This window comes from Aquisphaera insulae (assembly GCF_011064615.1).
GTDB classification, from domain to species: Bacteria; Planctomycetota; Planctomycetia; order Isosphaerales; family Isosphaeraceae; genus Aquisphaera; species Aquisphaera insulae.
In genome coordinates this window covers 112,769-127,302 of the sequence record NZ_JAALJH010000010.1, presented here as the reverse complement: position 1 = coordinate 127,302, position 14,534 = coordinate 112,769, and the positions used below count along the sequence as shown (strand labels likewise).

The 14,534-nt window shown below is 68.1% G+C and carries 11 protein-coding genes; 5 read left to right on the top strand and 6 right to left on the bottom strand.

The genetic code is table 11. The annotated features are described in order from the left end of the window. Window positions 1-91 precede the first annotated feature (91 nt). Together G6O54_RS08685 and G6O54_RS08680 are read left to right on the top strand one after the other, a co-directional pair. Window positions 92-646, top strand: a complete 555-nt coding sequence (locus G6O54_RS08685; protein ID WP_165223309.1) for a PEP-CTERM sorting domain-containing protein — start codon at window positions 92-94, stop codon at window positions 644-646. A gap of 326 nt (window positions 647-972) precedes the next feature. After that, entirely contained in the window at window positions 973-1,563 is a 591-nt protein-coding gene (locus G6O54_RS08680; protein WP_165223306.1) for a PEP-CTERM sorting domain-containing protein, read from the top strand. Window positions 1,564-1,689: 126 nt separating this feature from the next. On the opposite strand, the gene G6O54_RS08675 is transcribed toward G6O54_RS08680, so the two are convergent. The 6 genes from G6O54_RS08675 to G6O54_RS08650 all read right to left on the bottom strand — a co-directional run bounded on the left by G6O54_RS08675 (window position 1,690) and on the right by G6O54_RS08650 (window position 8,374). Next, window positions 1,690-2,226: an HXXEE domain-containing protein gene (locus G6O54_RS08675; protein ID WP_165223303.1), complete on the bottom strand. Its 537-nt coding sequence runs from the start codon at window positions 2,224-2,226 to the stop codon at window positions 1,690-1,692. A gap of 111 nt (window positions 2,227-2,337) precedes the next feature. Then, entirely contained in the window at window positions 2,338-2,952 is a 615-nt protein-coding gene (locus G6O54_RS08670; RefSeq protein WP_165223300.1) for an ECF-type sigma factor, read from the bottom strand. A gap of 214 nt (window positions 2,953-3,166) precedes the next feature. After that, the gene (locus tag G6O54_RS08665) at window positions 3,167-4,360 is read right to left on the bottom strand and encodes a radical SAM protein (RefSeq protein WP_165223297.1); all 1,194 of its coding nucleotides are present in this window, start codon (window positions 4,358-4,360) and stop codon (window positions 3,167-3,169) included. A gap of 127 nt (window positions 4,361-4,487) precedes the next feature. Further along, window positions 4,488-4,820, bottom strand: coding sequence for a hypothetical protein (locus G6O54_RS08660; RefSeq protein ID WP_165223294.1), 333 nt, complete (start codon window positions 4,818-4,820; stop codon window positions 4,488-4,490). Between the two features lie 420 nt (window positions 4,821-5,240). Further along, on the bottom strand, window positions 5,241-6,848 hold the full coding sequence (locus tag G6O54_RS08655; RefSeq protein ID WP_165223291.1) for a DHA2 family efflux MFS transporter permease subunit: 1,608 nt from the start codon (window positions 6,846-6,848) through the stop codon (window positions 5,241-5,243). A gap of 11 nt (window positions 6,849-6,859) precedes the next feature. Next, window positions 6,860-8,374 carry an HlyD family secretion protein gene (locus G6O54_RS08650; RefSeq protein WP_205678705.1) on the bottom strand — a complete coding sequence of 505 codons (1,515 nt, stop codon included), beginning with the start codon at window positions 8,372-8,374 and terminating at the stop codon, window positions 6,860-6,862. A 355-nt stretch (window positions 8,375-8,729) separates the two neighbouring features. Here G6O54_RS08650 and G6O54_RS08645 point away from each other — a divergent pair, with 355 nt between their 5' ends. From G6O54_RS08645 to G6O54_RS08635, 3 genes are all read left to right on the top strand, one after another. Beyond that, window positions 8,730-9,320, top strand: a complete 591-nt coding sequence (locus tag G6O54_RS08645; protein WP_165223288.1) for an RNA polymerase sigma factor — start codon at window positions 8,730-8,732, stop codon at window positions 9,318-9,320. A 116-nt stretch (window positions 9,321-9,436) separates the two neighbouring features. Continuing rightward, on the top strand, window positions 9,437-12,874 hold the full coding sequence (locus G6O54_RS08640; protein WP_165223285.1) for a WD40 repeat domain-containing serine/threonine protein kinase: 3,438 nt from the start codon (window positions 9,437-9,439) through the stop codon (window positions 12,872-12,874). Window positions 12,875-12,993: 119 nt separating this feature from the next. Continuing rightward, entirely contained in the window at window positions 12,994-14,526 is a 1,533-nt protein-coding gene (locus tag G6O54_RS08635) for a hypothetical protein (protein WP_165223282.1), read from the top strand. The last annotated feature ends 8 nt before the right edge of the window (window positions 14,527-14,534 follow it).

Below are 14,534 nucleotides of genomic sequence, written 5' to 3'. Positions count from 1 at the left end.
GATTGCGCTCGGACGCATAACTCCGATGAAATCACAACAGGCGTTTTCTTCTGTCCCAAGGTGTTTCATTTTCGCGAAGAGGTACGGTCCAATGTCCGCCCGCCGATTCGTCCTTGGTTTGATACTGGCCTGGTGCGTCACCCCCGCACAGGCCGGTCAGATTACCTACGAGTTCGTCCAGGGGAGCGATGGTCCCCACCCGGGAGAGGTCGCCGCGGCCCTGATCTTCGCGGAGCCTCCCGCCTTCCCCGACGCGGGTTGGAAAACCTCGGACGTCGCCTCGATCCTCCAGTTTAGCGTCCTCGACGCCGACTTCGCCCAGCTCGGGACGTACACGCCTCAGCTCGTCCAGGAGATCAGGTCCGAAACGGGCAGCATCCTGATTGGCGGCCAGATCACCGGTCTGGCAAATGGGGTCGCGATCCATACCCTCATGGACTTGGATTCGGGACAGAGCCTGCTGGTCAACCTCGTCACCGGAAAAGGAATCCACGGAGATTGGATCGCCGTGGTTCAGGCCCCCGGCGCCGTCCCCGAGCCGTCGACGCTCGCCATGGCCGGGATCGGTGTCGTCGCGTGCCTCGCCGCCCGAGCTCTTGCCCGACACGGCCGTCGCGCCGCCGCCCGTTCGCTCACCACGAATTGAGATCTCCGAATGGACAGCTCCGGGCATGCTTTTGCTCGGGATGCCCGATGTCGGGCGCGGCGATGGGTCGGATGCCGCGGGAGCCCCTGCTCTGCCGCGCATCCGGTCGTCGAGATCAGGCGTGCGATCGGTCGTGGAGCGGCCCGGATCGTTGATGGCTGGGCTCGATGGCAGGGTGACAGAACGCATCCCGTGCCGGGATGGCTCGGGATTCCCACGACCGGCCTCGACGGCGTGGGCCGCGTTCTCGGATTGCCGGCTTTCTGCGTGGGATTTCTCGGATTGGCCGTTTACCAAGCGTGCAGGACTCGAACCAAGGAGCTGAGATGAGACGTTTCTTCGAACGGTGTGCCATGGGCTTGCTCCTCCTCCTCGGGAGCGTCGACCACGCCTCGGCGGGGTCGATCACCTACAACATCCTGGACTTTCCCGCCTACCAGAATGGCTTCGCCGTGACCGGGACCATCACCACCGACGGCACGATCGGCAACCTGACGGCGGGCAATATCACGTCGTGGTCGGTGACGGTCTCGCAGGCGGGCTACAGCGAGACGTTCACTTCGAATGACAGCGGCGCGAACGTCGTCATCGAGGATTCACTGGTCGCGACTCCGACCGCGCTCTATCTGCCGCCGACCAGCAGCTACGCCACTCAGAATCTCCTCGAGTTGTTGAGCGCCCCCCAGGGTGCGCATCTCATCGACGAGATCCACTGGTCCAATTCCCTCACGCCGTTCTACCTCGGCTCGTTCAACTTCGCGCCGACGGCATGGAATACCACTCCCGATGCCTTCCGTGGCGCGAACTGGGTGATCGCCACGGTCCCCGAACCGTCCAGTCTGGCCCTGTTCTCGGTCGCCATCCTCGCGGGGTCGGTCCTCGCGCGACGACGATCCCAGGCGGGGCCTCGCGACTGAACGCGTGCCCCGAGGCTTCTCCACGGAGGACGATCCGTCGACATGCGGCCACCCGACCACGCCCCTGGCCCTTCGCGGGCATTTCGGCGCCGCCAGCCCGGGGCGTGAAGCGGGAGACTCCGGCGGTCAAGGCCCCGATTGGGGCGATTTTCGATCGTCCGGCCCAACCGATCCGGGCCCGAGAGGATCCGATCGAGTCTGACGGAAGTACGGCCGGGACCTGATCCGCAGGAACACGATCGGCATCGCCATCAGGGCGGCGCCGATCGCGGCGGAAAGGACGACGCCCCCGGCGTCGAGCCGAGCGTCGGACCACGCCCGCCAGTAGACCCCGATCCCGACCGGATAGAACAGGAGCACGGCGGTGAATAGCCCCGGCGAGAACCGCCCCTTCTTGACCAGCACCGGCAGGACATGGAAGAACGTCGCGTTGATCAGCATCAGGGCCGCGTAGGTGAGCGGAGCGATCGGAAGCGTCGCCGCCAGGTTCGCCTGCACGAGCCCCAGGACGACGACGACCGCGTTCGTGACGTAGAAGTCGGCCCACTCGACCGGCAGGCCGATGACCGCCCGGGCCCAATTGCGCCAGTCGAGAGAGAACTCCTCGAGGATGTGGACGGCGTATGCAGCCGCCGCGAGCCAGGCAAGGTCGGTGAGGGACATCTCGTCTCCGGTCGCGACAGGGCTCACGCCGTCGCGACATCGGCCTGCCGGGCAAGTCGCTGCGGCTCGTGAGGCGGAAGCAGGTATCGAAACGACCTGACGGCGAGCATCCTATTCGCCCCGAAGGTGGCGATCAAGGATGCACGCCTCGCGGATCTCACCGAGCCGCCGCCTGAGCGTGCGGGGGCTGCAGCCGAGCCGACGGGCGATCTCGTCGTTGTCACGGCCTTCCAGCTTCCAGGCCGCGATCCGACGAAGCTCGTCGTCCCCGAGCCGGCGAAGCAGGTTCTGATAATCCTCATCCGAAGCGGCGGCAACTTCGGGACCTGGCTGGCGGCCGGCAACCAGCGCCAGGGGATCGCCGTCCTGGTTCAGATCGGTCGCCACGATGCCCCTCCCTCCACCCCGCTTTGCCCTCCCCTGCTGACGACGCTGATCCACGGCCTTCTGGGACACGATGGTGGTCAAGAGACGCCACAAGTTGTTTCGATCATCGAGGCGAGGAAATCGACCGGCCGTGGCACCCCGGCAAAGGCAGTGGAATGCACTCAGCGCGACGTCCTCCTCATCGCTCACCGTCCGAGGCGCGTTGCGGAGTCGACCCCGAGCCAATCGGACCAGGGTGTCGAAGTACCGCCGCCAAAGCGAGCTTGCCGCCCGTTCGTCACCGGCCTTGAGGGACCTGATCCAGAGCGTAACGGAGCCACCCGACCGATCCGAGATCATCGCTCTGCCGGCGTCGCCGCCGGCCCTCCGGCATGGGTTCTCCTTCCAGGAATGTCCATCGCCCTTCGAATCGTCGGCGACGTCGGGAACCTTATTCGAACCGTGCGGAAGGCTCGAGAACCGGATTGGACGCCGATCCGCTGGCGGGCCGAGCCGTCGGGTATCGATCATTCCGGCTTCGGGATCCTGCGCCGGGTCAGGGGCTCGCCGGCCGCTACCGCCCCTGAATGCGGGCTCTGACATGATCGAACAGGTATCTCAGGTCGGAGCAGAACACCGACTCGTTGGCGAAGGCGTTCGCGGAGCGGAACCGGTTGGCGTAGTAGAAGCCGCCGCACTGATTCCAGACGGGGCAGTCTCGACAGCGCCGCGCCGGGGAATCCATGCCTCCCAGGCCGTATTGCTCTGACCAGGCCCCGGCATGCCTGCAATAGTCGTCCAGCGTGTGGCGGGCGACCGAAAGACCCGTCTTCGTTATCCCTTCGCGTGCGGACTTCAGGTTGTCCGTGAACTCGTAGCTGCCGTCGGTCTCGATCACGCAGGCCCGCGAGAGTTCGGAATTGCCGATCAGGCTCTGATAGGCGTGCCGGTTGACCCCGGCGTTGATGACCGCGTCGAGGATCCGGACCCGGCAGGGGACGTCATTCTCGATGGCGTGGTCGAAGACCCGGGCCAGCCAGCGCCCGTACGAGGTGCCGTCGGTGTCCCATCCTGGGCGCGATGGCGGGCTGTCGTGGTTGCAGAGAGGGAGGCGGAAGTCGCACGTGCTGGAACCGAAGCTCATCACGTACTCCATCGTCTCGATCGGGTCGCACTCGACGTTGACCACGGAGAGGATGCCTCCCAGGGTGTGGCGCCAGCGCGACGAGACGAGCCAACGGAGCCTCGCTTCGACGCGGCTCCCGGTCGGCCTTCCGGCGTGATCGATGCGGAGCAGATCCCCCTTCCCCGGAACGCCATCGATGCTGACCCCGATCGCGGCCCCGTGGCGGTCGAACACCTCGCAGGACTCGTCGCCGATGAGGAGCCCGTTGGTCTGGATGCCGATCGATAAGGGGACTTCCAGGTCGTCCAGCTCGCGGCGTGCCAGGGTCATCCAGCGGTCCAGCCGATCGGGCCCGGCCAGCAGCGGCTCGCCCCCGTGGAGGACCAGGTGGAGATGCTTCGCTCCCCGGCCACGCACGTGATCCCTCCAGCGGCCGATGGCCGTGGAGAAGACCTCGTCGGACATGAACCTGGGCTGGAGCTTCCAGGTGGTGTCCGCGAGGTTGTACATGTAGCAATACCGACAATTCATGTTGCACCGGGACGCGACCTTGAAGATCAGGGTGTCGATCATCCGCCCCGGCGCGTCGCCGCCCTGGGCGTCCGACAGGGGATGATCCGAGGTGAGCAACGCGGGCTCCATGAGAGATCCTCGTCGTGGTCGATGGTCGGTAGCTGGATTGTCCGTCGGCAAGCTGAGGGTGGTGGGCGGGCGGGCGGGGGTTGGGTTTGCAACATCCCCACGCCCGCGCCTCAGGCATCGAATGATGTCAGCAAACGAGGGCTCGGACGCCACGGCCGATGTAGCCGGGGATATCCGCGCCCGAGTTACGGTCCTCGTCCCCCCGCCGCTCGCGGGCGCCGGCCGCCTCGACGATGCCGTCCGAGAGGCTGGGGAAGGCCGTGAACAGGCCGCTCGTCGCCGAGTCCAGGGCCCGCGAGACGTAGCCGCTCTCCTTCGCGCGGGCGCCGGCCGCCCCGACGATACCGTCCGAGAGGCTGGGGAAGGCCGTGAACAGGCCGCTCGTCGCCGAGTCCAGGGCCCGCGAGACGTAGCCGCTCTCCTTCGCGTCCTGGGGTGCAAGGGTGTTTCGGGTCAGCATGATTCTCCCTCTCCGAAATGGTGGTTGGAACGTGATGTCGGTCGACTTCCGAGGCCCGCCCGGGACTCGGTCGGAGACACGGTCGGGCCCGAATATCGGGCCGCTTCCACCGGCGGTGATGCGACCTGAGCGAGTCCAGTCTCGTTCATCACTTCGTGTCGCCACCGCGGTCACCTCTCTACCGACATCCGCCTCGAAGACCGGCCACATCGGCAGGAAGAATTCCGGCGGGTCTCTTCGTGGGATTCTGCCGCCAGAGGACGTCGCGACGACGAACCGCGGACTCGCCGTCGACCGGCAGGTATGGTTCGTTGTCGCCTGCAGCCTCGCCGATGCGACGGGCCGGCGACGGCCGCCGCTCGGGGACGTGAATCCCGGGCTTGCCGACGTCACGTCACTCGGCGATGGACCTCCGGAGCGTCATTCTGCCGCCACATGCGCACCGCTCTCGGCCACGGAACGCTTCATCAGGAGCACGAGCGGGAGAATCGCCAGGGCGAGCACTCCGCAACCCCAGAAGCAGTCGAAGTCTGCCATCGCGAGTGACTGTTGACTCCGGGCGTCGGAGATGACCTTCCAGGCCATCGAGTCGGCCCCGGCAGGATCGCCGGTGAAGTGGCGGAAGCTCTCCCGGAGCACGCCGAGGGAATCGTCGAGGTTCGGGCTGAGCGGGTCGAGCCATTCCCCCAGTCTTTCATAGTGGAGCTGTTCTCGACGCTCGCAGATCACCTTGGCCATGGATGTGCCGATGCTCCCCCCCTCGTTCCTCAGGAGGGCGAGCAGGCCGGCCGCCGCCCCGCGACTGCGCGGCGGCAGGGAGGCAAAGGCGACGACGTTGAGCGGGCTGAAGAGGATCGACTGCCCGACCCCTCGAACCACCCGGGGCCAGAGCACCCGGTCGGGGCTGATGGACAGGTTCATCTGCGCCGTCCAGAAACATCCCGCCGCCATGATCAGGGTGCCGACGACGACCAGCCAACGGGCATCGACACCGCGGCCGAGCAGGCCGGCGACGACCGGCAGCAGCATGAGCGAGAAGACCCCCGAGGGGGACATCACCAGCCCGGTGTTGAGCGCGTCGTAACCGTAGAGGCCCAGGAGCATGCGGGGCAGCACGGTGGAGACGCCACAGAGCACCCCGCAGGCGCAGCAGAGGATGACGGCGCTGGCCGCGAAGTTGCGGTCGGCCAGCGGACGGAGATCGACGACCGGCGAATCAACGCGCAACTCCCACCAGACGGCCAGGGAAAGCGCCGCGACCACCGCCGTGACGAGCCCGTGGACCCGAAACCATGGGTCGCCGAACCAGTCCCATTCCTGGCCCTTGCTCAGGACGAACTCCAGGCTGCCCAGGCCGATCGTGATCAGCCCCAACCCGACGAAGTCCAGCCGGCGTCGTTCGCGGTGGAATTCCGCACGTTGCTCGTTCAGGTACGGAGGGTCCCGAAGTACGGCGGCACACATCGCCAGCGCCGCAAGCCCGGTCGGCACGTTGATGAAGAAGAGCCACCGCCAGGAATAGCTGTCGGTGATCCACCCCCCGAGGGACGGCCCGGCGATCGGCGCGATCAGGATGGCTACCGCATAAGCCGTCATCGCCGATCCGCGTTTCTCCTTCGGGAATGCGTCGAGCAAGATCCCTTGCGTACACGGCTGGAGGCCGCCCCCTGCGATTCCCTGGAGCGTCCGGAAGACGATCAGGGTGGGGAGGTTGGTTGCCAACCCGCAGAGCAGCGACATGGCCGTGAAGCCGGCCAGCGAGATCAGGAAGTAGCGTCGTCTCCCGAGGTAGGTCGAGAGCCAGCCGGAGAGCGGCAGGATGATGGCGTTCGCCGAGAAGTAGCTGGTGATGATCAGCTCGCTGTCGTTCGCGGCCGCGGCCAGCTCGCCGGTGATGAAGCTGAGGGCGACGTTGGTGATCGAGCAGTCGAGCACTTCCATGAACGTCGGCACCGTGACGGCCACGGCGATGAGCCACGGGCCGGGCGTTTGCCGCCAAGGCGCTCGGGGCGGTTGGAAGCCGGTCATGGCGAGGGTCCTCACTCCGAGCCGTTGGAGTCGGGGCACCGGGGTCCCTGGAGCCGCTGACCGGCCCAGGGTCCGCGAAGTGCTTCATGGACGAACACATAGGGTGTCACCGACAGCCCGGCGAAGAGCGTGTCCCGCTCGGGATCGTAATTCTCCAGCTCGATGCGGACCGGAAGCCGCTGGACGATCTTCACGAAGTTGCCCGTGGCGTTCTGCGCGGGAAGGAGCCCGAGCGTCAGTCCGGTCCCCGATGAGAAGCCGCTCACACGGCCCCGGAACATCTTCTGACTCCCGTACATGTCGGCATCGATCTCGACCCGCTGGCCGATCCGCAGGTCGGCGAGCTGCGTCTCCTTGAAATTGGCGTCGATCCAGATTTCGGTGAGCGAACGGATGGCCATCAAGGATTGGCATTCCGCCACGACGTTCCCGGGATTGACGTTGCGCCGCATGACGATGCCATCGATCTCGGCGCGGATGTCGCAGTACGAAAGGTTTAGTTTCGCCCGTTCCAGGTCGCGCACCATCTGGAGTCGCCGGCTCATCGCCGCCCGGACGGCCGGGGCCTCGGAGACGATGCGATCCATCATCCGATCGATCTTCCCCTGCCTGTCGCGGCTGACGAACTCCGCGAGCACCTGCCTCGGCGTCGCCGTCGTGGGTATCCAGGGGAGGCCGATCTGCGAGGTGCACTGGACGACTTCGGCGAGCGCCTCGCGGACGCCGGAGGAGGTCTGGTTGATATCGGCAGGGACGTCGGACAGGTCCCCCTTCTCGGGTCGAGGGGGGATTCCGAGGGTGGCCCGCGTCTCGAGGACCTCTTCCCGAGCCTCATTCGCCGAGGCTTCGGCGACGCGCAGGGCCTCGAGCCGTTGTTCGAACTCCTCGCGGGGGATCGCCCCGCGTTCCAGCAGTGACCGCGCCCGCCGATAGTCGGAGCCGGCGCGTTCCATGGTCGCCTCTCGGCTCTTCAGGACCTCGACGCGGGATGCCAGCAGGGCGACGGCGTTGTCGACCTGCTCTTCCGCGATCTGGAGCTTCCAGCTCAGGCCGCGCAGCCGGCCCAGGGTGCCCCTGGCCTGGGCCTCGGCCGCCTTGAGTTCGGCCTCGGCATTCGCGACGGCCGCCTCCTTGATGTCAACCTGCGCCTGGTACGGCTCGCGTGCGAGTTCGACGAGCAGGTCACCCCTGGACACCCGCATGTTGTCGTCGACGAGCACTCGAGCGACCTGGCCTTGCACTCGAGGGGCCACCAACGTCGCATGGCTGTTCACGTATGCGTCCTCGGTGGAGACCGTCTGGACGGCCCGCCGGATCGTGGGCGCGAGGTAGATGCCCCCCGCGACCAGCGACGCGAGCGTCGACGTCGCGAGGATGATCCCTCGCCGCGGCGATCTCCGCGTCGGAATGCCGTGCGCGACGATCGCCGGGATCGCATGCATCGAGCCGGACCCGGCCCGGTCTCGATCCGGAACGACGGCCGTCCCGATCGTCGGTTCGTCATGTGCGGGGTCGGCGGGCGGCATCGTCTCTCTCCTTTCTTGGAGGATGGTCCCTCCGGCTGGATTCGACCTCGTGAGAGACCCCTTATGCGACGACCGGCGCGGAGGAGTTCCCCTCGACCGGGACGGTCTGCGGGGTCGCATTCGTTGCCGGGCTCGCGGCAAGAACGCGCGGCGATCCATCGGCGTGCGCGTCCCCGACGACACGCGAAATCTCCAGGTCTGGCGGCCCGGACGGGGCTCGCCGCAGGAAGGCCGGTCGTGGCGGCCTGGCAACCATGAAATCGAGTCGGGCCTCTCGGACCTTACAGCAGCTCGATGAAAGCGCCATAATGGTTCACAGGTCATGTCGGCAAGCAAAGGGCAGAGGAGCTCGACCGTGGATGTGACGCGGAAGAGTCTGCTGATCCGGGCACGCGAGGGCGATCAGGGCGCCTGGGACGACCTCCACACGCTCTATCGGCCGCTGATCGTCGGATGGCTCCATCGCCAGTCGATCGCCGCTCGCGACGTGGATGACCTGGTCCAGGAGATCTTCGTCGCGGTGTACCACGGGCTGCCGACGTTCAATCACAGCGGACGCGAAGGAGCCTTCCGGGCCTGGATCCGAACGATCGCGATGAACCATAGCTGCAACTTCTGGAGGTCGCCCGCCCGTCGGGTCGGGACTCCGGGCGGCCCCGATGCCGACGAGGCCCTGCGGCAGCTCGAGGATCCGGAGAGCGAGCTCTGGCAATTCTGGGAGAAGGAGCATGACCGGCACCTGCTCCAATGCCTGCTCGAGATGATGGAAATCGAGTTCGAGCCGGCCACGATGCAGGCGTTCCGCCGGGTGGCGCTCGAGGGGGCGACGGGGCTCGAGGCGGCCAAGGAGCTGGGGCTGTCGGTGGGCGCCGTCTATACGGCGCGATCCCGGGTGCTGCGCCGGCTCCGGGAAGTGGCCGGGGGCCTGATCGACGAGATTCCTTAGGTCGGCCGAGTGCCGATCCGCCGACCAAGCGCCCGCGTCGAGCCAATTCGTGTCAGGTTGCTCGCCCCCGGCGCGATTCATGGAGAGAAGATCGGTTTGCTGTTGAGGACGATCCCTTGACGCCGGATACATCCGTCCACCCGGAGCCCCATCTACTCGGCGATTTCGCCGCCGGTGCCCTCGATGGCCGCGACCTGGATCGAGTGGCTGAGCATCTGGACCTCTGCGAGACCTGCCGCGACCTGGTCGACGCCATCGTTTCCGGGGACGGGCTGCTGGGCCGGCTCAAGCAAGCCGCGACGCTCTCGGACCGCCCCGCGACCGACCCGGATGAACGTCGTCGGCAGGCATGGGCCCTTCGTCGCAGGCTCTCTCCGGATTCGCCCGACCGCGCGCCGGTGCCCGAAGCTCCCAGCCCGCCCCGTGAGGTGGCCAATTATGAGATCCTCAGGGAGGTCGGTCGGGGCGGGATGGGGGTGGTCTACCTGGCCCGACACCGGGGCCTGCGCCGCCTGGTGGCGCTCAAGATGATCCTGTCCGGAGGCTTCGCCTCGGAGGCCGAACGCCAACGATTCCAGCGCGAGGCCGAGCTGACGGCGAGGCTGAAGCACCCCAACATCGTCCGGGTCTACGAGGCGGGAGTCCACGAGGGCCACCCCTTCCTGGTCATGGAATGGGTCGAGGGCATCACGCTGGCCGATCGGATCGGCATCGACCCCTGGTCGCCGGAGGATGCGGCCCGACTCGTCGAGGCGCTCGCCCGCGCGATCGACGCGGCCCACCTCAACGGGGTCGTCCATCGCGACCTGAAGCCGTCGAACATCCTGCTCGAGACCGATGCCGGCGGCGATCGGAGCGGCTCGCTGTCCGGGGCCGTCCCCAAGATCGCCGATTTCGGACTCGCCCGGGCGATCGAGGGGGGGGCCTCCCTCACCTCGACGGGGCTGGCGATGGGGACGCCCGAATACATGGCGCCGGAGCAGGCCAGCCACAGCGCCCTGGCCGGCCCGGCGGCCGATGTCTATGCCCTGGGTGCCATGCTCTACCAGCTCCTCACCGCCCGGCTGCCGTTCGTGGCCGACACGCCGATCGAGGTGCTCCAGGCGTTGTGCTCCACGGAGCCCGTGGCCCCGCGCCGATTGCGGGCCAGCCTTCCGCGCGACCTCGAGACCATCACCCTGAGGGCGATGGAGAAGGAACCGGCCCGTCGGTATGCGACCGCCGGCGCCCTGGCCGAGGACCTCCGACGATACCTCGTCGGCGAACCCATCCTGGCGCGACCCCCGACCGCGCTGACCCGGCTCGTGAAATGGGCGCGCCGGCGTCCCTCGCTGGCCTTGCTCTCCATCGCACTGGCCCTGGTCACGGTGGTCGCCCTGGCGGGGCTCACCGTCCTCTGGGCCGATGCGGCCCGCTCTCGCGACCGTGCCGAGGCCGCCGCCCTCGAAGCGGCGAATCGGGGCGACGCCGAGCGTCGCGCCCGCTACCGGGCCGCGGTCGTCGCCGCGGCCGCACAGATCGAGCTGAACAACCTGGACGTCGCGCTCGACTTCCTCGAGGACGCCCCGGACGAGTATCGGGACTGGGAGTGGCGGCACCTCGCCGCCCAGCTCGACAATCACCAGTCGGTCTTCCACCCCGGCGATGGTCCCGCATCGATCGTCAAGCTGGCCCCGTCGGGGGCCCTGATCGCGTATTCCGTGGCCGGCGGCTCGGACGTCCGGCTGCGGGCGCCCGGAGCGAGCGCCGATCGCCTCGTCCTCCGGGGGCTCGAGGGGGCGGTATCCTCGATCGTATTCAGCCGCGACAGCTCGTTGGTGGCCGCCGGATCCGCCGCCCGGATGGTCCGCGTCTGGGCCGTCGCCGATGGGCGTCAGGTCGGCGACTTCTCCCACGACAGGGGTAGCGTGTTTCGGCTCGCGATGACCCCCGACGGCTCGCGGGTGGTCTCATGCTCCGGCGACGTGGGTGTCATCCTCTGGGACCTGAGCCGTGGCCGATCCCTCGCGAGGTTCAGGTCACACTACGCCCTGTTCTCCCCGGACGGCCGGCGCCTGGTGGGGGTGGACGTGGAAGAGGGGGTGGTGGACCTCCGCGACACGGCCACGGGGGACTCGGTGCGCCGCTGGAAGGTCCCCGGAGAGTACCCCATGTGCGCCGCCGTGAGCCCCGACGGGCGGCGCCTCGCCGTCGGGAGCCGCCATCCCGCGAACCTGGTCCGCCTCTGGGACATCGACGGCGAAGGTCCTCCCACCGTCCTCGTCGGCCACAAGAACAGCATCGAAGGCCTTGTTTTCAGCCCCGACGGGAAGACCCTGGCGTCGACGTCGGCCGACAAGACGGTGCGGCTCTGGGACCTGACGCTCGCCCGACCCTTCGCCATCTTTCGCGGCCACCGCGATTCGGTCCAGAATCTGGCCTTCAGCCCGGACGGTCGCCGGCTCGTCGCCGCATCTTCCGACCGCACCGTCCATGTCTGGGACACGGCGGAAGGGACCACGCTCGGCGTCTTTCGTAGCGGCGGCCGCCGGATCGGGGAACTCTCCTTCAGCCAGGATGGATCGGCCATGGCCATGGCCGACGAGCTCGGGAGGGTGAGCTACTGGGACGTTGGCATCGCCCTGCAGGGCGGGTTGCTGATCGGGCATACCAGCTATGTCTACGACGTGGCGTTCGGTCCCGACGGGCGTACGGTCGCCTCCGGGGCCTGGGACGGTACGGTCCGCCTCTGGGATGCGATAGCGGGGAGGGAGAAGGCCGTCTTCCGCCATGAGGGTTCCGCCGTCACGGCGCTCGCCTACGGCCCCGACGGCCGCAGGATCGCGTCGATCGGCCGGGATGGCTGGATTCACGCCTGGGACCTCGCGACGGGCACCCCGGCCTGGTCCCGCCGCCTGGCGCCGCGGCAAGAGCAGCTCGTGGAATATCGAGTCGCCTTCAGCCCGCGCGGGAACCTGGTGGCCGCGACCGGCGGCCAGGACCGGACCGTGCTCCTCCTCGACGCCGAGACCGGAGAGCCGACGACCAGCCTCTCGGGCCACGAGGCCGAGGTCAGCGACGCGTCGTTCAGCCCCGACGGCGGGCTCATCGCCTCGGCCGACTGGGGCGGCACCCTCCGCTTCTGGGACGCGATCCGGGGCCGGGCCACGGCGACGATCAAGGCCCACGCCGAGCTCATCAACAGGATCGCCTTCAGCCCCGACGGGAGGAGGGTCGCGACGGCGTCCCGGGACCGAACGGTGCGACTCTGGGACGTCGCCACCCAGCGGCATCTTGCCACGCTGCGGCACGGGGCCGTGGTCTACGGGCTGGCATTCAAGCCCGACGGCACGCGCCTGGCGACGGCCTGCGACGACGGCACGGCGCGACTCTGGGACCTCACGACCTTCGGGGAAGTCGCGGCGCTGCACGGCCACGGCGACTACGTCCACGCGGTCGCCTTCAGCCCGGACGGGACTCGAATCGCGACCGGATCGGGTGACTACACCATCCGGGTCTGGGACTCCCTCGACCGGGGGCCCGGAGCCCAAACCGGGGGAGCGACCACGAGATAGCCCTCCTCTCGGGGGGGCAAGGTTGAGCACGTCGATGAGATCCGATCCCGGAGCAACCCGACGACGACGCGAGCGTCGAGACTTCGTCCGCCTTCACGCCGGCCCAGCAAGGAGCCAACATGCCACGAGTTCACGCATCTTCCTGGACCCCGATCCGGCACGCCGTCAGTCGCCGGATGGTCTTCACCCTGGCCGCCGCCGGCCTGGTATCTAGCCTCGTGCCCGGCCGCCTCCTCGCTCAGGAGTCGGGACGGTCGTACCCGAGCCTGCCGGGCGCCGGGAAGAAGCTCCCCGACGGGATCGAGGCCGGCGCGCCGTTCGACGTCGCCCGGTTCCTCGCCATGCCCCCCTCGAGCCGGAACGCCGCGCCCTTGTACCTGGACGCGCTCTCCGAGTTCGGCGCGGCCACGTCCGCCTGCTTCCCCGCGGGGGCCGAGCAGCGCCGCCGACGCGAGGCGGCCGATGATCGGATGAGGCGCTACCAGAAGCTCAACAGCGCGATCGAGAAGGACCCCGGATCGGTGTCTCCGGCGTCGATCGACGAGGTCATCGGCCTGTACGCGGACGGATTCCGCAAGCTCGCCGCCGCGCAGCGGCGGGAGTCGTGCGTGTTCGACGCGGGCTTCGGGATGACGTCGCTGCTCCCCCACGTCCAGGACGCACGCCAGGTGGCCCGGATCGCGTCGCTGCGGGTCCGGCGAGACATCGAGAAGGACGACATCAACGCGGCCCTGCGAGACGTCGAGGCGGTGCTCCGGCTCGCCCGGGACCTGAAACCTCGCGGCTTCCTGATTTCCCAGCTCACATCCGCCGCGATCGTCCACATCGTCGGAGATCAGATGATCCCGCCCATACTGGCCGCGCCCAAGGTGCGCGCGTCGCATTGCGAGCACCTGATCAGGATCCTGGCCGATCACGAGTCGAAGTCGGCGAATTCCTACGTCGAGGGGCTTCGCGCGGAATACCTCATCAGCCGCGTCAACCTGCACGCCCTGATCCGGGACCAGAAGGGAGTCGCCCGATGGCTCGGGGAGATGGGGGTCAAGACCGCCGGCCCGGTCGTCCGGACATTCATCGCCCTGATTCAGACGCCCGCCGCCGCGAGCTCGCTCCCCGCGGATGCCGACGCGATCCTGGCGCGGACGACCGCCGAGGAACTGTCACGCTCGGTGAACGATCTCAACGCCGCGTTCCGCGCGGCCCTGTCCCTGGACGGCGTCCCTTTCGCCGCCCGCCTGCGTCAAATCGCCGCGGTGCAGCCCAGGGGCGGAGACGATCCTTTGGGCCGCGTGGTCAAGGCCCTCGAGCCCAACGTCGCGTCGCTGACGACGTTGAGCCAGGCGATTGCCCGGGAGACGGCGATCCTCCGCGGCTGGGAATGCTGGTCCGCGTTGCGGCACTCGCAGTTGAGCTCCCGGGGCCGGACTCCCCGCGAACTGTCGGCGGCCACCAGGGCGGCCGGCTTGAAGAACGTCCCGATTGATCCCTACGACGGCAAGCCGATGCGCATGACCGTCGTGGCGGGCCGGCCGATCGTGTACTCGATCGGGAAGGATGGCAGGGACGACGGCGGCGAGAAGGACTCGAAGATGGACAGTCAACCTTCGGGCGACCTGATCTATCGCCTCGAGCCCGCCGAAGCGCCCCGGTAGGTGGCAAT

Coding starts and splice junctions, on each gene's coding strand:
- G6O54_RS08685 (WP_165223309.1), top strand. CDS start 92: ATGTCCGCCCGCCGATTCGTCCTTGGTTTGATACTGGCCTGGTGCGTC.
- G6O54_RS08680 (WP_165223306.1), top strand. CDS start 973: ATGAGACGTTTCTTCGAACGGTGTGCCATGGGCTTGCTCCTCCTCCTC.
- G6O54_RS08675 (WP_165223303.1), bottom strand. CDS start 2,226: ATGTCCCTCACCGACCTTGCCTGGCTCGCGGCGGCTGCATACGCCGTC.
- G6O54_RS08670 (WP_165223300.1), bottom strand. CDS start 2,952: ATGATCTCGGATCGGTCGGGTGGCTCCGTTACGCTCTGGATCAGGTCC.
- G6O54_RS08665 (WP_165223297.1), bottom strand. CDS start 4,360: ATGGAGCCCGCGTTGCTCACCTCGGATCATCCCCTGTCGGACGCCCAG.
- G6O54_RS08660 (WP_165223294.1), bottom strand. CDS start 4,820: ATGCTGACCCGAAACACCCTTGCACCCCAGGACGCGAAGGAGAGCGGC.
- G6O54_RS08655 (WP_165223291.1), bottom strand. CDS start 6,848: ATGACCGGCTTCCAACCGCCCCGAGCGCCTTGGCGGCAAACGCCCGGC.
- G6O54_RS08650 (WP_205678705.1), bottom strand. CDS start 8,374: ATGCCGCCCGCCGACCCCGCACATGACGAACCGACGATCGGGACGGCC.
- G6O54_RS08635 (WP_165223282.1), top strand. CDS start 12,994: ATGCCACGAGTTCACGCATCTTCCTGGACCCCGATCCGGCACGCCGTC.